We start from the raw sequence: 20418 nt of genomic DNA on the forward strand, positions 1-20418 counted from the left end.
CTTACGACGCTGCAGCCAGCCCGGTTGGAGGAACTGGTCATACTCGCGGTGCTCAAACCACCGTGCCTTCGGGCATGTGGGTTCGAATCCCACACCGGGCACAGTTGACGCAAAAGCGGACGTTCACCTTCGTGTGAACGTCCGCTTTTTGCTGCGTACGGCTATTGGTCGTCACTCACAGTGGCAACATGGAGTTCCATAGCCTCGAAGTACGACAGACGGCCATCTCACTGCTGCGCGGCGGCACGAAGAACGTGGAAGTAGCTCGGCGCCTTAATGTGCCCGTCGGCACGGTCGGCCATTGGAAGCATGCGGACCGCGCGAGGCGCGGCGAATGCCCCGGGGCCCACAACCCCGACTGTCCACGATGCGACGGCAGCCCGCTCGACTCGCAGGCGTACGCATATTTGTTGGGCCTCTATTTCGGTGACGGCCACATAAGCCACTACTCGCGTCACCGCGTGCCGAGCCTCAGGATCACCTGCGACGACAAGTGGCCAGGCCTCATGGATTCCGCCGAGCAGGCGATGCGGCGAGTGTTCCCATTCAACAAGGTGTGCCGGGCGCGCAAGGTCGGGTGCCACGACCTCAAGGTGTACTCGAAGCACCTCGCCTGCCTGTTCCCGCAGCACGGGCCCGGCAAGAAGCACGAGCGGCGGATCGTCCTCGAAGAGTGGCAGAAGGAGATCGTGGACGCCCACCCGTGGGAGTTCATCCGGGGGCTGATCCACTCCGACGGGTGCCGGATCACCAACTGGACCACCCGTATGGTCGGCGGCGTGAAGAAGCGCTACGAGTACCCCCGGTACTTCTTCACCAACAAGTCCGACGACATCCGCAGGCTCTGTACCGACACGCTCACCAAGGTCGGCGTCCGGTGGACGGTCCTGGCCCGGGGCAGCGATCCGTTCAACGTGTCCGTCGCCCGGAAGGACTCCGTGGCGCTGATGGACGCCCACATCGGGCCCAAGCACTAGGCCCCGGGGCTCCGCAGGCGGCCCGGGGTGATGCCGAGGCGCTGCCGGAGCAGGGTCGTGAGCGTCGAGGCGTTCTCGTAGCCGACGCGGCGGGCCACGGCTTCGGTCGGGAGGTCGGTGGTGCGTAGCAGGTGGGCGGCTTGTTCGAGGCGGATGGTTTGGGCGAAGCGGAGGGGTGAGATGCCGAGTACGCGGTCCACGGCGCGTTGGAGGGTGCGTTCGCTGGCGCCGATGGCGCGGGCTGCTTCGGGCATCTTGAGCGGTTGGTCGATGTGTTCTCGTATCCAGCGTTCGAAGGCTCCGACGGTGGGGTCGGTGCGGGCGAGGTGGCTGGGGATGGCGTATCCGGCTTGGGTGGGGCGGTCGTCGACGACGAGGTAGCGGGCGGTGAGGTCGGCGAGTGCGGGGCTGGTGCGGCGGATGAGTGAGAGTGCGAGGTCGAGGTGGGCCATGGCTGCGCCGGCGGTGGTGACGCCTTCGGCGTGGGTGAGCATGTGGCTTTCGTCGAGGGTGACTTGGGGGTAGCGCCGGCGGAATGCGGGGGCGAGCCACCAGCTGGTGGTGGCGGTGAGTCCGTCGAGTACTCCGGTTTCGGCGAGGAGGAAGGTGCTCGTGCAGGCGGCGGCGAGTGGGATGCCGGCCGTGTGCGCCTGCTGGATGGTGTCGCGTTCGGGTTGGCGCTGGGGTGCGGCTACCCAGCTGAGGAGGGGTTCGGGCTGTTTGGGGCCGGCGCCGGGTACGACGAGGAGGTCGGGGTCCGGGGCGTCTGTCGGGGGTACGGCCTCGATCGTGTGTCCGGAGGCGGTGCGTATGGGCCCGTTGGGGTTGACGCGGGTGAGTTCCCATGGTGGCGGGGGCTGGGGCAGTTCGGCCCTCAGTTCGTTGGCCATCTGCAGTACGTCGACGACCGTGGCCAGTCCGGAGTCGAAGAGTCCGTCCGTGACCAGCACCGAGATCTTCATGTCGGAAACGGTAAAGGAAGCGGCGGATCTGCCACTGGGTGGGGTGGTGGGCGCGGCCATAAGTTGATCTCACCGAACGGCGCGGATGCGCCCTGACGAAGGAGAAATGCGATGTCCAAGGCCCTGTCCTCCGATTCCGTCCGCCTCGGCCTGCTCGCCCGGATCGAGGCGAAGCCGGAGCACGTGAAGGATGTGGAGGAGCTGCTCACGGGGGCTCTGGCTCTGGCGCAGGAGGAGGCGTTCACCACGGTGTGGTTCGCTCTGCGTCTGGGTCCGACCACGTTCGGCATCTTCGACGCGTTCGGCAGTGACGAGGACCGTACGGCGCACTTGCAGGGCAAGATCGCTGCGGCGCTGATGGAGCAGGCGCCGCGCCTGCTGGCCGAGGCGCCGGAGATCGTGCCGGTGGATGTTCTGGCGGCCAAGCTGGCCTAGGAGCTGCCGTGGGGCCGTTGCCGGTGTCGGTCCGGGGCGGCGTAGGTTGAGGTCCAGGCATAGGAGAAGGGGACCGCGTGATGAGCGAGAAGGCTCGCAAGCTGTTCGATGCGCTGGATCTCAACCAGGACGGTCAGCTGACCCGGCTGGAGGTGATCACGGCTCTGCGGTCGAAGGGGCCGACCCTGGCGGCTCAGGGGGTGCTGCCGATGTGGGCGGTGGGGGATGTGGATGCTTCGTCGGCTCTGTTCGATGCGGCCGATGCGAACGGGGACGCGGTCCTGACGTTCGAGGAGTTCGCCGCGGTGGTCGATCGCCGGTTCGGCTGGTAGTCCCGCGGCGCGGGGTACCGCGTCGGGCGGACATGTGCCCGACGCGGGTCGTCTCGTCTGTGGCCGCGGCTGCCGCGGCGGGCGGCTAGCGGACTGCGTCGCCGATGTGGTGGACGCGGACCAGGTTGGTCGAGCCCGTGACGCCGGGGGGTGAGCCCGCGGTGATGACGACGACGTCGCCGCTCACGCAGCGGCCGATGCGCAGGAGTTCTTCTTCGACCTGGGCGACCATGGCGTCGGTCGAGTCGACGTGTGGGCCGAGGAAGGTTTCGACGCCCCAGGTGAGGTTGAGCTGGGAGCGGGTGGCGGGGTCGGGGGTGAAGGCGAGCAGGGGGATGGGTGAGCGGTAGCGGGAGAGCCGGCGGACGGTGTCTCCGCTCTGGGTGAAGGCGATGAGGAATTTCGCGTCGAGGAAGTCGCCGATTTCGGCGGCGGCGCGGGCGACGGCTCCGCCCTGGGTGCGGGGCTTGTTGCGTTCGGTGAGGGGTGGGAGGCCCTTGTCGAGGATGTCTTCTTCGGCGGCTTCGACGATGCGTGACATGGTGCGGACGGTTTCGACGGGGTATTTGCCGACGCTGGTTTCGCCCGAAAGCATGACGGCGTCGGTGCCGTCGATGATGGCGTTGGCGACGTCGGAGGCTTCGGCGCGGGTGGGCCGGGAGTTGTCGATCATCGAGTCGAGCATCTGGGTCGCGACGATGACGGGTTTGGCGTTGCGCTTGGCGAGTTTGACGGCGCGCTTTTGGACGATCGGGACTTGTTCCAGGGGCATTTCGACGCCGAGGTCGCCGCGGGCGACCATGATGCCGTCGAAGGCGGCGACGATGTCGTCGATGTTCTCGACGGCCTGAGGCTTTTCGATCTTGGCGATGACGGGGAGGCGGCGGCCTTCTTCGTCCATGATGCGGTGGACGTCTTCGATGTCGCGGCCGCTGCGGACGAAGGAGAGGGCGATGACGTCGGCGCCGGTGCGCAGGGCCCAGCGGAGGTCTTCGATGTCCTTGTCGGAGAGGGCGGGGACGGAGACGGCGACGCCGGGGAGGTTGAGGCCCTTGTGGTCGGAGACCATGCCGCCTTCGATGACGCGGGTGTGGACGCGGGGGCCGTCGATTGCGGTGACTTCGAGGGTGACGCGGCCGTCGTCGACGAGGATGCGTTCGCCGGTGGTGACGTCGGTGGCGAGTCCCTTGTAGGTGGTGCCGCAGGTGTGGCGGTCGCCTTCGTGGTCTTCGACGGTGATGGTGAACTCGTCGCCGCGTTCAAGGAGTACGGGGCCTTCGTGGAAGCGGCCGAGGCGGATCTTCGGGCCTTGAAGGTCGGCGAGGATGCCGATGCTGCGGCCGGTCTCGTCGGAGGCTTTGCGTACGCGCAGGTAGCGCTCTTCGTGTTCGGCGTAGGTGCCGTGGCTGAGATTGAAGCGGGCGATGTCCATTCCGGCTTCGACCAGGGCTTTGATCTGGTCGTATGAGTCGGTGGCGGGGCCCAGGGTACATACGATTTTCGCTCGGCGCATGAGGCGAGCGTATTCCCCTACCAGGCAGTAGGAAATTGGTTCCGGGTGTCCACTCAACAACCTTTGGGCAAAAGGTTGTTGACAACTGTTGAATGTGCATGGGGGTGCTCCGATGAGCACCCCCGGGGTGTCCGGTGATGGGCTTTCAGGGCTGCATTTCGGAGCTGTGCTTCACAGTTGGGGCGGGGTCATCGTGAAGCGGGCGTTCACCTGGGCGTAGATGGTCTGGCGTTGCGGTTCGAGGTCGAGGGGCGGGGCGCCGGCGTCTTCGGAGCCGCTGAAGGCCATGGTGCGCATGGTGGCGCCGGGGGTGCCTTGGAAGGGGGCGGCGTTCTCGGCGCCGAGGTCGGCGAGTTCGACGAGGGCGGCGAGGCGGGCGCCGAGGGCTTCGGCGTATTCGCGGGCGCGCTGGACGGCTTCGAGTACGGCTTGGCGGCGGGCTTGGCCGTGGGCGGGTGAGGTGGGGCGCAGGGCCCACCAGGGGCCGTCGATCTGGGTGAGTTCGAGGTCGGCGAGTCGGGTGGTGAGTTCGCCGAGGGCGGTGAAGTCGCTGAGTTCGGCGGTGATGTGGACGCGTCCGTGGTAGGCGCGGATGCGTTCGCCGCGGCCGTGGCGGGTGAGTTCGGGGCTGATGGAGAAGGCGCCGGTTTCGAGTTTTTCGACGGGGTCGCCGTAGCTCTTGACGAGGTCGAGGACGGCGTTGTTGCGGCGGGTGAGGTCTTCGAGGGCGGTTCGCCGGTCGGTGCCGCGGGCGCTGACGGTGATGCCGATGCGGGCGATCTCGGGGTCGACTTCGATGCGGGCTTCGCCGCGGACGGCGACGCGGGGTACTTCGGGGGTTCCGTAGGGCTGGTGCGATGCGTCCTGGGTCATGGTTTCACTCTCGCACTGTCGCTCGTACGGGTGCGGTCATCGGATCGAAACCTGGTGGGGGTGTTGCTGCTTGTTACCCGTGGGTCAGAATCTACGCGCGTTGTTCACGCCTCAAAAGGGGAGATGGCATGGCGTTCGACCGCAGGACTTTTCTGGGGACCACGGCCGCGACAGGTGCGGCCGTGGCGTTGGCGGGGGCTACGAGCACCCCGGCGGCCGCGCAGGCGGGTCCGCGTACCTATGCGTTCACGGTGATGGGCACGACCGATCTGCACGGGAATGTCTTCAACTGGGACTATTTCACGGACAAGGAGTTCGACGACAAGGCGCACAACGACGTCGGTCTGGCGAAGATCTCGACGCTGGTGAACCAGGTGCGTGCGGAGAAGGGGCGGTGCAACACGCTGCTGATCGACGCGGGTGACACGATCCAGGGCACGCAGCTTTCGTACTACTACGCGAAGGTGGATCCGATCACGGCGCGGCGGGGTCCGGTGCACCCGATGGCGCAGGCGATGAACGCGATCGGCTATGACGCGGCGGCGCTGGGGAACCACGAGTTCAACTACGGCATTCCGGTGCTGCGCAAGTTCGAGGAGCAGTGTGATTTCCCGCTGCTGGGTGCGAACGCGCTGGATGCGAAGACGCTGCGGCCGGCGTTCCCGCCGTACAGCATGCACCGGCTGCGCACGCCGTTCGGGCGGGACGTGAAGGTGGCGGTGCTGGGGCTGACGAACCCGGGTATCGCGATCTGGGACAAGGCGAACGTGCAGGGGAAGATGACGTTCCCGGGCCTGGAGGAGCAGGCGGCGAAGTACGTTCCGAAGCTGCGTTCGATGGGTGCGGACGTGGTGATCGTGTCGGCGCACTCGGGGTCGAGCGGGCTGTCGTCGTACGGTGACCAGCTGCCGTACGTCGAGAACGCGGCGGGTCTGGTGGCGGAGCAGGTGCCGGGGATCGACGCGATCCTGGTGGGGCACGCGCACACGGAGATTCCCGAGTACCGGGTGAAGAACAAGGCGACGGGCAAGGACGTGGTCCTGTCGGAGCCGCTGAAGTGGGGGCAGCGTCTGACGCTGTTCGACTTCGAGCTGACGTGGGCGAAGGGCCGCTGGTCGGTGGCGAAGGTCGCGGCGAGGGTGCTGAACTCGAACACGGCCGCGGAGGATCCGAAGATCACGGGTCTGCTGTCGGACGAGCACCGCAAGGTCGTGGCGTACGTGAACCAGGTGATAGGCACCTCGACGCAGGCGATGTCGTCGGCGGAGGGTCCGTTCAAGGACGTGGCGATCATCGACCTGATCAACCACGTCCAGGCGGAGACGGTGAAGGGGGCGCTGTCGGGTACGGAGTGGGCGGCGCTGCCGGTGCTGTCGCAGGCGTCGTGTTTCTCGCGGACGGCGTCGATCCCGGCCGGGCAGGTGACGATCAAGGACGCGGCCGGTCTGTATCCGTTCGAGAACACCATGGAGGCGCGGCTGCTCACCGGTGCGCAGCTGAAGGATTATCTGGAGTACTCGGCGAGGTACTACGTGCGGACGGCGCCCGGTGACGTGGTGGATCCGGCGAAGCTGACGAATTCGGAGGGTGTGCCGGACTACAACTACGACGCGGTGTACGGGTTGTCGTACGACATCGACATCGCGCAGCCGGCGGGTTCGCGGATCACGGGGCTGTCGTTCCAGGGGAAGCCGGTGGATCCGGCGGGGCAGTTCGTGCTCGCGGTGAACAACTACCGGGCGTCGGGCGGCGGGGCGTTCCCGCACGTGCCGCAGGCGAAGCAGTTGTGGGCGAACTCGGACGAGATCCGTAACACGATCATCCAGTGGGTGAAGGCGAAGGGGACGGTGGATCCGTCGCAGTTCGCTTCGGTGGACTGGCGTCTGACGCGGGCGGGTGTGCCGGTGTTCTAGTCCGTTCGCGGTGGTGTGCGGCCGGGGCCTGCCGTGGCGGGTCCCGGCCGCCTGCGCGTGGGGGTGTCGTGGGTGGCGTCGCCGGTCAGGCGGTCGCACTGCCAGAGGAGTGCCGCGCGGCCGCAGGGGTGCGGGTGTGTGCGTAGGCGGGGCGGGGGGTGTCTCGTCGTCCTGGAGCCCTTGGGGTGTGCCGCCGGCCCGGGGCCGTGGCGGCGGCCGGTGCCGTGAGGGCGGGTGCGGCGGCGCGGACGGCTCCGGGTCCGGGCAGGTCCTCGTCCGTCCTCAGGGGTGGTCGACGAGCGGGAGGAGTTCGACGGCCGGGCGGGGGCGGGTGTGTTCCCGCTGTTCGAGGCCGAAGGTGGTGAAGGCGGTCCGTTCGGGCTGGGGGTAGGGGTTCTTGCCGGTGAGGGTGTTCAGGATGGTGGCGCTGCGCCAGGCGGCGAGGCCGAGGTCGGGGGCTCCGACTCCGTGGCTGTGGCGTTCGGCGTTCTGGACGAAGATGCTGCCGGTGACGGCGGGGTCGGTGATCATCCGGTAGTGGTCGTCGATGCGGGGGCGGCCGGCCGAGTCCTTGCGCAGGTAGGGGTCGAGTCCTGCGAGGAGGCGTCCGAGGGGGCGTTCGCGGTAGCCGGTGGCGAGGACGACGGCGTCGGTGGTGATGCGGGAGCGGGCGCCCTGCTCGATGTGTTCGAGGTGGAGTTCGACTTTGGTGGTGGCGACGCGGCCGGCGGTGCGGACGCTGACTCCGGGGGTGAGGACGGTGTCGGGCCAGCCGCCGTGGAGGGTGCGGCGGTAGAGCTCTTCGTGGATGGCGGCGATGGTGTCGGCGTCGATGCCTTTGTGGAGTTGCCATTGGGCGGGGACGAGCTTGTCGCGGGCGGGTTCGGGGAGGGCGTGGAAGTAGCGGGTGTAGTCGGGGGTGAAGTGTTCGAGGCCGAGTTTGGAGTACTCCATGGGGGCGAAGGAGGGGGTGCGGGCGAGCCAGGTGAGGCGTTCGCGGCCGGCGGGGCGGGCGCGCAGCAGGTCGAGGAAGACTTCGGCTCCGGACTGGCCTGATCCGATGACGGTGACGTGGTCGGCGCCGAGGATGCGCTGCCGGTTGTCGAGGTAGTCGGCGGAGTGGATGACGGGGACGGTGGGGGCTTCGGCGAGGGTGCGCAGGGGTTCGGGGACGTAGGGGGCGGTGCCGATGCCGAGGGCGAGGTTGCGGGTGTGGGTGCGGCCGAGGGCTTCGGCTTCGCCGTCGGCGTCGAGCTGGGTGAAGTCGACTTCGAAGAGGTCGTGTTCGTGGTTCCAGCGGACGGCGTCGACCTGGTGGCCGAAGTGGAGTCCGGGGATGCGGCCGGCGACCCAGCGGCAGTAGGCGTCGTATTCGGCGCGCTGGATGTGGAACTGCTCGGCGAAGTAGAAGGGGAAGAGCCGTTCCCTGTGTTTGAGGTAGTTGAGGAAGCTCCAGGGGCTGGCCGGGTCGGCGAGGGTGACCAGATCGGCGAGGAAGGGGACTTGGAGGGTGGCTCCGTCGATGAGGAGTCCGGGGTGCCAGCGGAAGTCGTGGCGCTGGTCGTAGAAGGCGGTGGCGAGTTCGCCGGCTCCTTGGTGCGCCAGGCCGTGGGCGAGGGCCGCGAGGGACAGGTTGAAGGGGCCGATGCCGATTCCGACGAGGTCGTGGGGTGCATCGAGGTGGGCGGTCATCGGTGGGTGCTGCCTTCCAGAAGGGCGATGAGGGTGTCCAGGTCCCCCGCCGTGGTGTGGGGGTTGAGCAGGGTGGCTTTGAGCCACAGGCGGCCGTCTGCGTGGGTGCGGCCGAGGACGGCGCGGCCTTGGTGCAGGAGGGTGCGGCGCAGGGTGGCGACCTGGGTGTCATCGGCGTGGGTGGGCCGGAAGAGCACGGTGGTGAGGGTGGGGGCCGCGTGGAGTTCGAAGTCGGGGTGGGCGTCGAGGAGTGCGGCGAGGTGGTGGGCGAGTTCGCAGGTGTGGTCGATGAGGCGGGCGAGGCCGTCGCGGCCGAGTGCGCGCAGGGTGGTGGCGATCTTGATGGCGTCGGGGCGGCGGGTGGTGCGCAGGGAGCGGCCGAGGAGGTCGGGCAGGCCGGCTTCGGTGTCGTCGGTGGCGTTGAGGTAGTCGGCCTGGTGGGCGAGGGGGGCGAGCAGGGCGGTGTCGGGGACGGCGAGGATTCCGGCGGCTACGGGCTGCCAGCCGAGTTTGTGCAGGTCGACGGTGATCGAGTGGGCGCGGTCGAGTCCGGCGAGTTTGTGGCGGTGGCGGGGGCTGAGTGCCAGTGGTCCCCCGTATGCGGCGTCGATGTGGAGGTCGGCGCCGTAGCGGTCGCAGAGGTCGGCGATGTGGTGGAGGGGATCGATGAGTCCGGCGTCGGTGGTGCCGGCGGTGGCGGTGACGAGGGCGGGGCCGGGGGTGGCGGCGAGGGTTTCGGCGAGGCGGGCGGGGTCGAGGGTGCCGGTGGGGGTGGGGACGGCGACGGCGGGGGGCAGGCCGAGGAGCCAGGCGGCGCGGGGGACCGAGTGGTGGGCGTTGGCGCCGTGCAGGACGGTGAGGGCGGGTCCGTGGCGTTCGCGGGCGAGGAGGAGCGCCAGTTGGTTGGCTTCGGTGCCGCCGGTGGTGACGATGGCGTCGGCGTGGGGGGTGTCGTAGAACTCGGCGGCGAGGGCGCGGGTGAGGAGGGTTTCGATCGCGGAGGCGGCGGGGGCCTGGTCCCAGGAGTCGAGGGAGGGGTTGAGGGTGCTGGCGGCGAGGTCGGCGGCGGCCGCGACGGCGAGGGGCGGACAGTGCAGGTGGGCTGCGCAGAGGGGGTCGGCGGGGTCGGCGGCGCCGGCCGCGAGGGTGTGCACGAGGGTCCGCAGTGCCTCGTGGTCCCCGGTGCCCTGTTCGGGGAGTACGTCGCCCAGTGCGGCCTGGACGCGGGCCGCGAGCCCGTCCGGTCCGCCGGCCGGGAGCGGCCCGCCGCGCTCCCGGGCTCCGCTGTGCAGTGCTTCGAGGACCGTGTCGAGGAGGGGGCGTAGCGACTTTGCGCCGGTGGCTCCGCCGGCGAGCGGTGGTGTTCCGGGTCGGGGCGGCGCGGTCATGTCGGTGTCCTCACGGGAACGGGGGCGGCGAGGGCCGGCCCTTCGTGGGGGCGCGTGGCGGCGGGTGGTGCTCTGGTGGCAGCCGGTGCCCGACGAGTACAACGATGAGACCCGAATGGGGTAACCGCCGGGGTTTGTCGGGGTCGGATCCGGGCGGGGGTGTGGCCGGGATGGGCTGTGGCCTCGGCTGCGGATCGGGATGGGGAAGTCTTGGGATTCCCGGCTCTGGGATGCAGGTCGTGGCGGGTCTACAGTGCCGACGGCACGGGCCGCGAGTGCGCTGCTGGAGGGGGACCGATGGCTGGATCCGGGGTGTTCGCGAAGGCGGCCGGCGCGGTCGGCGGGAAGACGGTGGCGGTGGTGGGGGCCGGGGCGCTGGCCGTTACGGCGGCGGCCGGCGCGGGGGTGTGGTGGGTGTCGCGGGGGCCGGATCCGGTGGTGGTCGTCCAGCGCAGCACGTCGGTGTCGGTTCCGGCGGGCGGGCAGCAGCTGACCGTCACGGGGTGTCTGCCGCACGAGACGGCGCTGGGCGGCGGGTATGCGATCGCCGGTACGGGTTTCGCCACGAACAGCCATTTCATCGGTGGTGCCTGGCTGGCGTCGGCGTACAACCCGGGGGATGCGCCGGCCACGTTGACCTCGTACGCGCTGTGCGTGAACGCCAGGCCACAGATGCAGCCGGGGCTCGACTTCACCTGGCGGGCGCACGCCTTCCGGGACCGGAGCAACAAGATGAGGGCGGGGGACGACGGCGAGTTCCGCGATCTGACGTCCGACGGCCCTTATGCGGGGCTGAAGAACGATCCGCTGGCCACGCCCGTGTGCGGTGGGGGTTACACGATGGTGGGGACGGAGTTCCGGTCCGGCCGGATCGTGCAGGGGCGGGCGGTGGCGCCGGTGCCGTTGGACCGGATGACGCCGAAGGGGGCGGCGGCGGACTATGCGGCGGCGCACGGCGACTGGGTGGTGTCGGTGAATCCGGGCACGCAGTTGAGCACCCGTTCGTTCACACTGCGGGATTCCACTGATGCGGCGCGGCTGACGCGCATCGAGGATCCGCAGCCGCCGCAGGCGAACTTCGCGGTCGGGGTGCGGCCGGTGTGTGTGAAGGTGACGAAGGTTTCGGTGGCCACCGCGCAGGTGTCGGTGGCTGCGGGCGGCAGCGCCGACGCCACGGTGCACTGTCCGAAGGGGCGGCTGGTGCTGGGCGGCGGCTTCGTGTTCCCGGCGGCCAATGAGTCGGTGACGCGGGAGGCGATGGAGGCCCCGCAGCGTTATTTCGGGGACGGCTGGCTGTTCGCTTCGGCGGACGCGCCGGCGGCTGCGGGCGAACCGTCGGGCCGCCCGGTGCGGGAGTGGCACGTCCACGGTGTCAACCAGCAGCAGGCGGGCGGGCTTTACCACAATTCGGTCTGGATCGAGCACAGCGATGCGGAGACGTCGACGGGGAACGGCTACTTCGACTCGCACGCCCACGGCGGGGACGACCAGCAGCTGCGGCCCGCGGCGATACCGGACGGGCAGCAGATGGTCGCGGCCGTGATGTGCGGGAGCATCGACGCGGAGGCGACCTCTCCGTCGAAGGGCCCCTCGCCGACGGCGGTCGGGCGTCCGGACCTGCCGCAGCTGCCGGAGGTGCCGGGTGCGACGGCGCCCGCCGCTTCCGGTTCCCCCTCCCCCACGGGCTCCCCGTCGGACTCCCCCTCGGCCTCGCCGTCGCACGCCCCGAGCGCCTCGCCGTCCTCCCGGACCCCGAACTCGCCCGGTCCGTCGGGCACCTCCGGCCGGCCCGGCACCAGCGGCAGCCCCGTCCCGTCGACGAGTGCGCCGCAGCAGCCGCAGCCGCCGGCGGTGTCGATCCGGCAGCCGGCCGCGGGCGGCCAGCTGCGGCGCGGGTGCGAGGAGAGCTTCGCCGGTACGGCCCGGACGCGGCCGGGTGACCGGGCCCTCACCGATCCGCAGTACACCACCTGGCAGCTGAAGGGTCCGAACGGGCCGGTGGCGCTGGGGTCGGGCCCGTCGGGCACCTTCCTGGTGCCGCTGCTGCCCGACGGGACCTACTCACTGGTGTTCACCGCCACCGACCCGGGCAACGGCCTCACCGCCGCCGCCCAGGTTTCGGTCCGGATCGTCGGCTGCCTGCGCTAGGACTACCCCTGGCGGACGCGGAGGGCGCGGGCGAGGTCGTCGAGTTGGTCGACCAGCTTGCGGCGCAGGAGCGGGAGGATGTCCGGGCCCGCGAGGCAGGCGTGGCCGGCCTGGAGGTTGGCCTCGTCCACGGCGTACGCGGGGAAGGCCCAGCGCCCGATCGCCTCGCCGATGGCGGGCCCGCGGCGGGCGGCGAGGGCGACGGCCTCCGGGTAGAACCGCTCCACGTACTCCTGTACGAGATCGGCCTGTTCGGGCTGCCAGAACCCCTGGGCGGTGGCGCTGACGAGGTAGTTGGACAGGCTGTCGTCGTGGAAGAGGCGGTCCCACGCCGCGGCCTTGGCGTGCTCCGTGGGGAGCGCGGCGCGGCAGCGGGCCGCGCCTTCCTCACCGGTGGCGCTGGGGTCGGCGGCGAGCGCGGCGTCGATCTCGGTCTCCCCCACGGCGCCGAGGACGGCCAGCCGGGCGAGGATGCGCCAGCGCAGCTCGGGGTCGAGCTCGGGGCCGCCGGGGACGGAGTCGTCGGCGAGCCAGGCGGCCACGGTCTCGGGCTGGGTGGCGCTGTCGATGAGGGCCCGTACGGCGGTCAGGCGCAGCCCGGGGTCCGAGCCGTCCTCGGTGCGCCGGAGCAGGGCGCGGCCGATGGCGTTGATGGTGGCCAGCGCCGCGGTCCGGTCGGCGGGGGCGACGTAGCGCGTGGCGATCTGGGTGCGGGCGAAGGTGAGGACGCCCTCGACGATGGCCAGGTCGTGTTCCTCGGGCAGGTGTGCCTCGGCGGTCGCCAGGTAGTCGCGGGGGTCGAGTTCGCCGTCGCGGACCATGTCGCGCAGGGAGTTCCAGACGACGGCGCGGGTGAGCGGTTCGGGGATGCGGGAGAGGCCGCGCAGGACGGTTTCGACGGAGGTTTCGTCGAGGCGGACCTTGGCGTAGCTGAGGTCGCCGTCGTTGAGGACGAGGAGTGCGGGGCGGGGACCGCTCTCGGACACCACTTCGCCGGACGGCACGTCGAGGTGGAGGAGTTCGCGCAGTTCCAGGCGGCCTGCGTCGGCGGGGTCGTGGTCGTAGACGCCGACGGCGATGTGGTGGGGGCGGCTGCCGTGGCGGTCGACGGTGAGGGTCCAGCCGGGAGCGCCGTCGCTGCTCTCCTCGATGCGCGGGGTGAGGGTGTCGATGCCGGTGGTGCGCAGCCAGATCTCGGCCCAGGCGTGGACGTCGCGGTCGGTGTGGGCCGCGAGGGAGTCGACGAAGTCGGCGAGGGAGGCGTTGGCGAACTTGTGGCGGGCGAAGTGGGTGTTGATGCCTGCGAGGAAGTCCTTCTCGCCGAGCCAGGCGACGAGCTGGCGCAGGGCGGAGGCGCCCTTGGCGTAGGAGATGCCGTCGAAGTTGAGGAGGGCGGAGGCGGTGTCGGGGACGTCGTCCGGGTCGGGGGCGACGGGGTGGGTGGAGGGGCGCTGGTCGGCGTCGTAGCCCCAGGCCTTGCGGGAGACGCCGAAGTCGGTCCAGGTGTCGGTGAAGCGGGTGGCCTCGGTGAGGGTCTGGTAGCCCATGTACTCGGCGAAGGACTCGTTGAGCCAGATGTCGTCGAACCAGGCGAGGGTGACGAGGTCGCCGAACCACATGTGGGCCATCTCGTGGGCGATGACCATGGCGCGGGTCTGGCGTTCGGTGTCGGTGACGGCGGAGCGGTAGATGAACTCGTCGCGGAAGGTGACGAGGCCGGGGTTCTCCATGGCTCCGGCGTTGAACTCGGGTACGAAGGCCTGGTCGTAGGAGTCGAAGGGGTAGGGCTCGGTGAACTTCTGCGCGTAGCGGTCGAAGCAGTCCTTGGTGATGGACAGGATCTCGTCGGCGTCGGCGTCCATGTGGGGGGCGAGGGACCGGCGGCAGTGGATGCCGAAGGGCAGTCCGGCGTGCTCGGTGGTCACGCTGTGCCAGGGGCCGGCGGCGACGGCGGCGAGGTAGGTGGAGATGACGGGGGTCGGGGCGGAGCGCCAGATGCCGGCGCCGTCGGTGTCGCGGTCGCCGGTGCGGGTGGTGATGCCGTTGGCGAGGACGGTCCAGTGCGCGGGGGCGGTGACGGTGAACTCGAAGACGGCCTTGAGGTCGGGCTGGTCGAAGGCCGGGAAGACCCGCTGGACGTCGTCCATGAACATCTGGCTGTAGACGTACGTCTGGCCGTCCGCGGGGTCGGTGAAGCGGTGCAGGCCCTCGCCGGTGCGGGAGTAGCGCATGCGGGTGTCGAGGTGCAGCTCGTGGGGGCCCTCGGTGAGGCCGGTGAGGGGGAGGCGGCTGCCGTCGAGGGTGGCCGGGTCGAGGGGGTGGCCGTCGAGGGCCGCGGAGCGCAGTTGGTCCGGTTTCAGCTCCAGGAAGGTGTCTCCGGCGGTGCGGGCGCTGAACCGGATGACGGTGGTGGAGTCGAAGGTGTCGTCGTCGCCGGTGAGGTCGAGGGTGACGGCGTAGTGGTGGACGTCGAGGAGCTGGGCTCGGAGCTGCGCTTCGTTGCGCGTCAGTGCAGACATGGGGCCCATGCTGCCTGACGGCGGCGGCGGGCCCCAGGGTTCTAGTCTTCGCCCGCAGCGATCGTCTCGTGGTGGCGGATGACCTCGGCGATGATGAAGTTGAGGAGTTTCTCGGCGAAGGCCGGGTCGAGCTTGGCGTTCTCGGCGAGCTGGCGGAGCCGGGCGATCTGGCTGGCCTCGCGGCCGGGGTCGGCCGGGGGCAGCTGGTGCCGGGCCTTGAGGTGGCCGACCTGCTGGGTGCACTTGAAGCGCTCGGCGAGCATGTGGACGACGGCCGCGTCGATGTTGTCGATGCTGTCCCGCAGGCGGGCGAGTTCGGCGGCGACGTTCTCGTCGATCCCGTTGTCGATGTCGCTGTTGTTCATGGTTCCCGAGAATACGTGGCGGGCGCGGGTGGTTCCTCGGGTACTCGGTCTGTGAGACGGGTTCTGGTCACAGGAGGGGTCGCGGTGACGAGCCCGGCCGCCTTCGGGGGTGGGGCCGGCGGTGAGGGTGCCGCCGCGGGCGTTCCCGTACCGCTTCAACCCGTACGGCCGGGCCGGCGTCTTTCAGGAGGGAGCGGGATGCTCGCCCGTGGAGCGCCGGGTCGACGTATTCGTCGAGGTCGAAGGTGTGGTGACGATGACGATGCGCGGTTCGTCCTGGCCGGTGGGGCGCCGGGTGGCTTCGAGGCCGCCCTCACCGCCGCAGCCGCCCTCACCGCCGTCGCCGCGTCCTTCCGGCCGGTTCCGACCCGGCCGGAAGGACGAGGTGCGCGTGCAGGTGCGGGTGCTACAGGGTGGCCGCGGCGCTCTTGATCGCGGCGGCGAAGGTGGAGACCTCGGTGTAGACGCCGGGGTAGTCGGGCCGGGCGCAGCCTTCGCCCCAGCTGACTATGCCGACCTGGATCCAGGCGTTCGCGCTGTCGCGGCGGAACATCGGGCCGCCGGAGTCGCCCTGGCAGGTGTCGACGCCGCCCTGGTCGAAGCCGGCGCAGATCTCCTCGGCCGGGACGAGGGAGCTGCCGTACGAGGCCTGGCAGCTGGCGTCGGAGACGAAGGGGACGGTGGCCTTGCGCAGGTAGCGCTGCTGGCCGCCGCCTTCGCGGGTGGCGCCCCAGCCGGCGACGGTGAAGGTGCCGTTGTCGTACTGCTTGGTCTCGGCGATCTTGAGGGTGGGCAGGTTGATGGGCTGGGCGAGCTTGATCAGGGCCCAGTCCTTGCCGGAGCCGTTGTAGCCGGGGGCCTGGAGGACCTTGGTGGACCTGACCTTGATGGCGCTGGAGCTGTTGAGGTCGACGACTCCGGCGGTGGCGGTGATGGAGGTGTTGTTGCCGGAGCCGTTCACGCAGTGGGCGGCGGTGAGGACGATCTGCTGGGTGTAGAGGGCGCCGCCGCAGCCCATGGAGAGGCGCACCATGAAGGGGAACTCGCCCTGGGCGGCGCGGGTGCCGCCGACGACGGGCGCGGTGGAGGCTCCGGCGCTGTTGGGCTGGAGGCTGACGGCGGCGAGGGCGACCGCGCCGATCGCGAGGGTTCGTTTCATGAACCGCACAAGGGTGCTCACAGTCAACACACTGCCTTTCGTGGGGGGTTGGGCCGTGCGTGTCATCGGGTGAATGACGAGTCCATGACACATCGGATGTATGGCGGGCATCAAGAACGCGTTTTCGGACACCTTCCGGCCCTGGGGGCGGCATGACGCAGAACGGCAGGCACAGCAGCCCGGTCGAGCACGGATTTCCGCATCTGGAGACGGTCCGCGCGGCGATCACGGCGCTGTTCCGCCGGCTGTCCCCCGACGGGATCCGGGCCTACGACACGAGCTTCGCCCCCGCCGACGCGGCCTTCGGCGCCGACGAGGACCTGCACCTGGGGGCCCACCGGGTGGCTTCCGCGATGGTGCGCGCGCTGCGGCTGCCCGACGCGCGCATGGTGGTCGCCTTCCGGCCGATGCAGGACGCGGCCTCGGTGGAACTGGCCGCGGGTCCCGAGTACTTCGTCGAGGTCAGCGACCGCTTCCGCACACACCGTCGCGACCTGGCCGCCGCCCTGGCCCACGAGGTCACCCACGTCGTGCTGCACCGGCTGGGCCTGGGCTTCCCCACCACCGCGGAGAACGAGATCCTCGCCGACACCGCCGCCGCCTACCTCGGCGTCGGCTGGCTGCTGCTCGACGCCTACCGTGAGGACGCGCTCACCCACCAGAAGCTCGGCTACCTCACCCCGGAGGAGTTCGGCTACGTCCTGGCCCGGCGCGCCGGCCTGTTCGGCGAGGACCCCTCCACCTGGTTCACCAGCCCGCAGGCGTACGAGGCTTACGTGCGCGGCCGCGCCCTGGCCGAGCGGGAGCGGCGCCGGGCCCCGCTCGCGGCCGCCGGACCGCAGGCGCGGCGCCGGTACACGAAGGCACGGCGCACCGGGGCGCCCGCGGCGGACGGGTCGGCGTACCGTTTCGAGCCGGACGGCGCCGGACCGGGGCTGCGGGTGGACTTCCCCTGTCCGGTGTGCGGGCAGCGGCTGCGGGTCGCGGTGCGCGGGCCGCTGCGGGCGCGGTGCGGGCTGTGCCGCACGGTGCTGGAGTGCGACACGTAGGCGCGCTTCCGGTGATCCGCCGCTCGCCGTCCACCGCGATCCACCACAATCCGCTGCGATTCACCAAGATCCACGGAGATTCATCATCCAGCCACGAAAAGTTTCCTACCGGCCAGTAGACATGGAGTCGGATCTGGCCAACCCTGGTCGCGTACATGCCAATGCGCGACCGAGGAGCGTCCCCCCATGCGCAGCACCCGCCGCACCCGCACGACCCGCACCACGCGTGCCACCGCCGCCTGCGTGGCCGTCGCGGCCGCCGCCTTGACCCTGCTGCCCGCCACCGCGGCCGAGGCGGCCCCCGCCACCCGGACCGTCACCGCGTCCGCGCCCGGCGGGAACGCGGCGATCCTGGGCATCGACTACGCCACCTGGCAGCGCGACGTCGCCGCCGTGGTCGACGCGGCCCGCCCCGCCATCGAGCAGCGCATCGCCGCCGCGCCCGCGGGCGAGAAGCCCGCGATCGTGCTCGACATCGACAACAGCTCGCTGGAGACGGACTTCCACTGGTTCTGGACCTTCCCGACCCCCGCGATCGCCAAGGTCCGCGAGCTGACCCGGTACGCGAACGACCGCGGGGTGGCGATCTTCTTCGTCACGGCCCGCCCGGGAATCGTGTACTCCCTGACCGAGCGCAACCTCAAGGCCGTCGGCTACCCGGTCTCGGGCCTCTACGTCCGCGACCTGCCCGACCTGTTCGACGAGGTGAGCGCGTACAAGACGGGCAAGCGCGCCGAGATCGAGGCCCGCGGCTACACGATCATCGCCAACATCGGCAACAACCAGAGCGACCTGGTCGGCGGTCACGCCGAGCTCACCGTCAAGCTGCCGGACTACGGCGGCAAGCTGTCCTGACCCTCCGCCGAGCCGGTCGCGCCCGTCGCAACATGTTGGGCGGAACGCGGTTCAGCGGGTGGATGTAGCGGGTAGTCATATCCCATCGCACGAATGACGGAGCCGGGCCCGACCCCTCGCCAGGGGGCCGGGCCCGCTTCGTTCCCCGGTCCGCTACGCCGCTACGGGCTCGGGGGACACCGCGGTGCGGGGCAGCGTCAGGCACAGCGCCGCGCTGAGCAGGAATCCGGCGCTCACCCAGGGCATCGCGGTGGTCAGGGCGTGGGTCGGGCCGCCGTCGGCGAGGGCTCCGAAGAAGACGGAGCCGATGACGGCCGCGCCGAGGGCGCCGCCGAACTGCTGGGCGGTGGAGAAGATCCCGGAGGCGCCGCCCGCGATGTCGGCGGGGACGGCGGACAGCACCACGTTCACCAGCGGCACCACGAGGAAGCCGAGTCCGCCGCCGGCGACGAGCAGGCCGGGGACGAGCGGCCAGGCGCCGATGGGCTCCGCGGCACCGTGGGCCACGGCGTACCAGACCCCCGCGAAGCCGCCCGCCATCATCAGCGCGCCGGCGGCGAGGACGAGGCGGCCGAAGCGCACGGCGAGGGCGTCGGCGGCCGGGGCGGTGAGGAAGCCGCCGACGGAGAAGGCGACGGTGACCAGGCCCGCCTGCATGGGGGTGTACCCCTCGCCGCCCTGGAGCCAGATCGCGAAGACCAGGAAGAAGCCCTGCATGCCGACGGCGAAGAGGAGCTGGACGGCGAGGCCCACGGAGAAGGCGGGCAGCCGGAACGCCCGGGCGGGCAGCAGCGGTACGGTCGCCCCGCGCCGCCGGGCTTCGAGGATGCCGAGGCCGGTGACGGCGAGCACCCCGGCGGCCAGGCACAGCCAGCCCCACAGCGGCCAGCCGTTGGCCTCGCCCTGGACCAGCGGCAGCACGATGGCGATCAGGCCCCCGGCGAGGACGAGGCTGCCGAGCAGGTCGGGCCGGCCGGCGCCGCGCTCGCGGGTGGCGGGGACCAGGACCGCCCCGGCGGCGAGCGTCGCCAGCGCGACGGGCACGTTGACGAGGAACACCGAGCGCCAGCCCCAGCCGAAGAGGTCGGCGTCGGTGAGCAGGCCGCCGAGCAGCAGCCCGACGGCGGAGGCGAAGCCGGCCACGGCTCCGTACATCCCGAAGACGGCGCCTCGCTCCTTGCCCTGGAACAGGGTGCGGAAGGAGCCGAGCACCTGGGGCATCAGCAGGGCGGCCATGACCCCTTGGGCGGCGCGGGCGGCGATCAGCTGGCCGGGGCTCTGCGCGACGCCGCAGGCGAGGGAGGCGAGGCCGAAGCCCGCCGTCCCAGCCAGGAAGAGCGTCTTGCGGCCGTACCGGTCGCCGAGGTGGCCGGAGACGATCAGGGTGGCGGCGAAGCCGAGCAGGTAGGCGGAGACGAGCCACTGCAGGGCGCTCTCCGAGGCGTGCAGGTCACGGCCGATGGAGGGGATGGCGACGTTGACGATGGTGACGTCGAGCAGGTCCATGAGCGCGGCCACCATCATGACGACGGCGGCGGCCCAGCGGCGTGGATAGGGGGTCGGGGTCATGACGGCCTCCAGAACTCTTTCGTTCGGACGAACGAAAGAGTTGCACGCGGGCAGGCGTGATCGCAAGTCTTTCGTTCGAGCGAACGAAAGACTTGGTAGACTGGCTCCATGGGCGAAGAGGTGGACGCGCGACGCGCGAAGGTACTGGAGGAGCTGGGCCGCACGGGCCGGGAGACGAGCGCGGCGACGGTGGTGTTCCACGAGGCGGCGGCCGCGAAGCAGGGGCTGAGCGCGACGGAGACGAAGACGCTGGACCTGCTGCAGCGGCGCGGCCCTCTGACGGCGAAGGAACTGTCCCAGCTGTCGGGGCTGGCCCCGGCCTCGGTGACGGGCCTGGTCGACCGGCTGGAACGCAAGGGCTTCGTCCGCCGCACCGAGCACCCGACGGACAAGCGGCGCGTCCTGGTCGAGGCCCTGCCGGAGCGGCTGGACGCGATCCGGCCCGTGTTCGACGACTGGGCGCGGGAGGTCGCGGAGCTGTGCGCCGAGTTCACGACGGAGGAGCTGGAAACGGTGATCCGCTTCCTCCAGGGCTCGAACACCCGCCAACTCCGCGCGGCGGCCCGCCTCTCGGACTCCTGACGACCCGGGACGACGCCGGACGACCCCGGACGACGGCCTGGGGCCACGCCCCAGACCCTCCCCGGGCCCCGTCCCGGCCCCGGGGGC

17 protein-coding genes and 1 tRNA gene are annotated in these 20418 nt (G+C 70.7%); 9 read left to right on the plus strand and 9 right to left on the minus strand.

Annotated features, from left to right (window positions below):
* Positions 1 to 18 precede the first annotated feature (18 nt).
* Together ACFYOB_RS04695 and ACFYOB_RS04700 are read left to right on the plus strand one after the other, a co-directional pair.
* Positions 19 to 101, plus strand: a tRNA-Leu gene (locus ACFYOB_RS04695).
* An 87-nt stretch (positions 102 to 188) separates the two neighbouring features.
* Positions 189 to 977 (plus strand): helix-turn-helix domain-containing protein, encoded by a 789-nt coding sequence (locus ACFYOB_RS04700; RefSeq protein WP_388554485.1) that lies wholly within the window; start codon positions 189 to 191, stop codon positions 975 to 977.
* Here ACFYOB_RS04700 and ACFYOB_RS04705 read toward each other — a convergent pair.
* Positions 974 to 1939 (minus strand): GlxA family transcriptional regulator, encoded by a 966-nt coding sequence (locus ACFYOB_RS04705; RefSeq protein WP_388554488.1) that lies wholly within the window; start codon positions 1937 to 1939, stop codon positions 974 to 976. The genes ACFYOB_RS04700 and ACFYOB_RS04705 overlap by 4 nt on opposite strands.
* A gap of 111 nt (positions 1940 to 2050) precedes the next feature.
* Here ACFYOB_RS04705 and ACFYOB_RS04710 point away from each other — a divergent pair, with 111 nt between their 5' ends.
* Both ACFYOB_RS04710 and ACFYOB_RS04715 read left to right on the plus strand, forming a co-directional pair.
* Positions 2051 to 2374, plus strand: a complete 324-nt coding sequence (locus ACFYOB_RS04710; protein ID WP_388554491.1) for a putative quinol monooxygenase — start codon at positions 2051 to 2053, stop codon at positions 2372 to 2374.
* Positions 2375 to 2454: 80 nt separating this feature from the next.
* Positions 2455 to 2706 (plus strand): EF-hand domain-containing protein, encoded by a 252-nt coding sequence (locus ACFYOB_RS04715; RefSeq protein ID WP_388554494.1) that lies wholly within the window; start codon positions 2455 to 2457, stop codon positions 2704 to 2706.
* Between the two features lie 85 nt (positions 2707 to 2791).
* Here ACFYOB_RS04715 and pyk read toward each other — a convergent pair whose 3' ends face one another.
* Both pyk and ACFYOB_RS04725 read right to left on the minus strand, forming a co-directional pair.
* A complete protein-coding gene (gene pyk / locus ACFYOB_RS04720) occupies positions 2792 to 4219 on the minus strand; it encodes a pyruvate kinase (protein WP_388554497.1) in 1428 nt (475 codons plus the stop codon).
* 171 nt (positions 4220 to 4390) lie between these two features.
* Positions 4391 to 5092, minus strand: a complete 702-nt coding sequence (locus ACFYOB_RS04725; RefSeq protein ID WP_388554500.1) for an SIMPL domain-containing protein — start codon at positions 5090 to 5092, stop codon at positions 4391 to 4393.
* Positions 5093 to 5220: 128 nt separating this feature from the next.
* Between ACFYOB_RS04725 and ACFYOB_RS04730 the strand changes: the two genes are divergently transcribed.
* The gene (locus tag ACFYOB_RS04730) at positions 5221 to 7005 is read left to right on the plus strand and encodes a bifunctional metallophosphatase/5'-nucleotidase (protein WP_388555556.1); all 1785 of its coding nucleotides are present in this window, start codon (positions 5221 to 5223) and stop codon (positions 7003 to 7005) included.
* A gap of 282 nt (positions 7006 to 7287) precedes the next feature.
* Here ACFYOB_RS04730 and ACFYOB_RS04735 read toward each other — a convergent pair whose 3' ends face one another.
* The gene (locus ACFYOB_RS04735) at positions 7288 to 8697 is read right to left on the minus strand and encodes a lysine N(6)-hydroxylase/L-ornithine N(5)-oxygenase family protein (RefSeq protein WP_388554503.1); all 1410 of its coding nucleotides are present in this window, start codon (positions 8695 to 8697) and stop codon (positions 7288 to 7290) included.
* Positions 8694 to 10085, minus strand: coding sequence for a pyridoxal phosphate-dependent decarboxylase family protein (locus ACFYOB_RS04740; protein WP_388554506.1), 1392 nt, complete (start codon positions 10083 to 10085; stop codon positions 8694 to 8696). Before ACFYOB_RS04740 ends, ACFYOB_RS04735 begins: the two co-directional genes overlap by 4 nt.
* A gap of 297 nt (positions 10086 to 10382) precedes the next feature.
* Between ACFYOB_RS04740 and ACFYOB_RS04745 the strand changes: the two genes are divergently transcribed.
* Positions 10383 to 12233: a hypothetical protein gene (locus tag ACFYOB_RS04745; RefSeq protein ID WP_388554510.1), complete on the plus strand. Its 1851-nt coding sequence runs from the start codon at positions 10383 to 10385 to the stop codon at positions 12231 to 12233.
* Positions 12234 to 12235: 2 nt separating this feature from the next.
* On the opposite strand, the gene pepN is transcribed toward ACFYOB_RS04745, so the two are convergent.
* From pepN to ACFYOB_RS04760, 3 genes are all read right to left on the minus strand, one after another.
* Entirely contained in the window at positions 12236 to 14752 is a 2517-nt protein-coding gene (gene pepN / locus ACFYOB_RS04750; protein WP_388554513.1) for an aminopeptidase N, read from the minus strand.
* Between the two features lie 41 nt (positions 14753 to 14793).
* The gene (locus ACFYOB_RS04755; protein ID WP_388554516.1) at positions 14794 to 15117 is read right to left on the minus strand and encodes a chorismate mutase; all 324 of its coding nucleotides are present in this window, start codon (positions 15115 to 15117) and stop codon (positions 14794 to 14796) included.
* A 406-nt stretch (positions 15118 to 15523) separates the two neighbouring features.
* The gene (locus ACFYOB_RS04760; protein WP_388554518.1) at positions 15524 to 16276 is read right to left on the minus strand and encodes a S1 family peptidase; all 753 of its coding nucleotides are present in this window, start codon (positions 16274 to 16276) and stop codon (positions 15524 to 15526) included.
* 152 nt (positions 16277 to 16428) lie between these two features.
* Between ACFYOB_RS04760 and ACFYOB_RS04765 the strand changes: the two genes are divergently transcribed.
* Both ACFYOB_RS04765 and ACFYOB_RS04770 read left to right on the plus strand, forming a co-directional pair.
* The gene (locus ACFYOB_RS04765; RefSeq protein ID WP_388554521.1) at positions 16429 to 17325 is read left to right on the plus strand and encodes a hypothetical protein; all 897 of its coding nucleotides are present in this window, start codon (positions 16429 to 16431) and stop codon (positions 17323 to 17325) included.
* A 186-nt stretch (positions 17326 to 17511) separates the two neighbouring features.
* The gene (locus tag ACFYOB_RS04770) at positions 17512 to 18180 is read left to right on the plus strand and encodes an HAD family acid phosphatase (protein WP_388554524.1); all 669 of its coding nucleotides are present in this window, start codon (positions 17512 to 17514) and stop codon (positions 18178 to 18180) included.
* 153 nt (positions 18181 to 18333) lie between these two features.
* On the opposite strand, the gene ACFYOB_RS04775 is transcribed toward ACFYOB_RS04770, so the two are convergent.
* Positions 18334 to 19749, minus strand: coding sequence for an MFS transporter (locus ACFYOB_RS04775; RefSeq protein WP_388554527.1), 1416 nt, complete (start codon positions 19747 to 19749; stop codon positions 18334 to 18336).
* 108 nt (positions 19750 to 19857) lie between these two features.
* On the opposite strand from ACFYOB_RS04775, the gene ACFYOB_RS04780 reads away from it, so the two are divergent.
* Positions 19858 to 20331, plus strand: a complete 474-nt coding sequence (locus ACFYOB_RS04780; protein ID WP_388554530.1) for a MarR family winged helix-turn-helix transcriptional regulator — start codon at positions 19858 to 19860, stop codon at positions 20329 to 20331.
* The last annotated feature ends 87 nt before the right edge of the window (positions 20332 to 20418 follow it).

Source organism: Streptomyces sp. NPDC006463, assembly GCF_042870715.1.
Lineage (GTDB): Bacteria > Actinomycetota > Actinomycetes > Streptomycetales > Streptomycetaceae > Streptomyces.

Excerpts from the sequence above, each read along its gene's own strand:
- ACFYOB_RS04730 (WP_388555556.1), top strand. The coding sequence starts at position 5,221 with ATGGCGTTCGACCGCAGGACTTTTCTGGGGACCACGGCCGCGACAGGT.
- ACFYOB_RS04725 (WP_388554500.1), bottom strand. The coding sequence starts at position 5,092 with ATGACCCAGGACGCATCGCACCAGCCCTACGGAACCCCCGAAGTACCC.
- ACFYOB_RS04775 (WP_388554527.1), bottom strand. The coding sequence starts at position 19,749 with ATGACCCCGACCCCCTATCCACGCCGCTGGGCCGCCGCCGTCGTCATG.
- ACFYOB_RS04700 (WP_388554485.1), top strand. The coding sequence starts at position 189 with ATGGAGTTCCATAGCCTCGAAGTACGACAGACGGCCATCTCACTGCTG.
- ACFYOB_RS04715 (WP_388554494.1), top strand. The coding sequence starts at position 2,455 with ATGAGCGAGAAGGCTCGCAAGCTGTTCGATGCGCTGGATCTCAACCAG.
- ACFYOB_RS04710 (WP_388554491.1), top strand. The coding sequence starts at position 2,051 with ATGTCCAAGGCCCTGTCCTCCGATTCCGTCCGCCTCGGCCTGCTCGCC.
- pyk (WP_388554497.1), bottom strand. The coding sequence starts at position 4,219 with ATGCGCCGAGCGAAAATCGTATGTACCCTGGGCCCCGCCACCGACTCA.
- pepN (WP_388554513.1), bottom strand. The coding sequence starts at position 14,752 with ATGTCTGCACTGACGCGCAACGAAGCGCAGCTCCGAGCCCAGCTCCTC.
- ACFYOB_RS04735 (WP_388554503.1), bottom strand. The coding sequence starts at position 8,697 with ATGACCGCCCACCTCGATGCACCCCACGACCTCGTCGGAATCGGCATC.
- ACFYOB_RS04755 (WP_388554516.1), bottom strand. The coding sequence starts at position 15,117 with ATGAACAACAGCGACATCGACAACGGGATCGACGAGAACGTCGCCGCC.
- ACFYOB_RS04760 (WP_388554518.1), bottom strand. The coding sequence starts at position 16,276 with ATGAAACGAACCCTCGCGATCGGCGCGGTCGCCCTCGCCGCCGTCAGC.
- ACFYOB_RS04740 (WP_388554506.1), bottom strand. The coding sequence starts at position 10,085 with ATGACCGCGCCGCCCCGACCCGGAACACCACCGCTCGCCGGCGGAGCC.
- ACFYOB_RS04705 (WP_388554488.1), bottom strand. The coding sequence starts at position 1,939 with ATGAAGATCTCGGTGCTGGTCACGGACGGACTCTTCGACTCCGGACTG.
- ACFYOB_RS04780 (WP_388554530.1), top strand. The coding sequence starts at position 19,858 with ATGGGCGAAGAGGTGGACGCGCGACGCGCGAAGGTACTGGAGGAGCTG.
- ACFYOB_RS04745 (WP_388554510.1), top strand. The coding sequence starts at position 10,383 with ATGGCTGGATCCGGGGTGTTCGCGAAGGCGGCCGGCGCGGTCGGCGGG.
- ACFYOB_RS04765 (WP_388554521.1), top strand. The coding sequence starts at position 16,429 with ATGACGCAGAACGGCAGGCACAGCAGCCCGGTCGAGCACGGATTTCCG.
- ACFYOB_RS04770 (WP_388554524.1), top strand. The coding sequence starts at position 17,512 with ATGCGCAGCACCCGCCGCACCCGCACGACCCGCACCACGCGTGCCACC.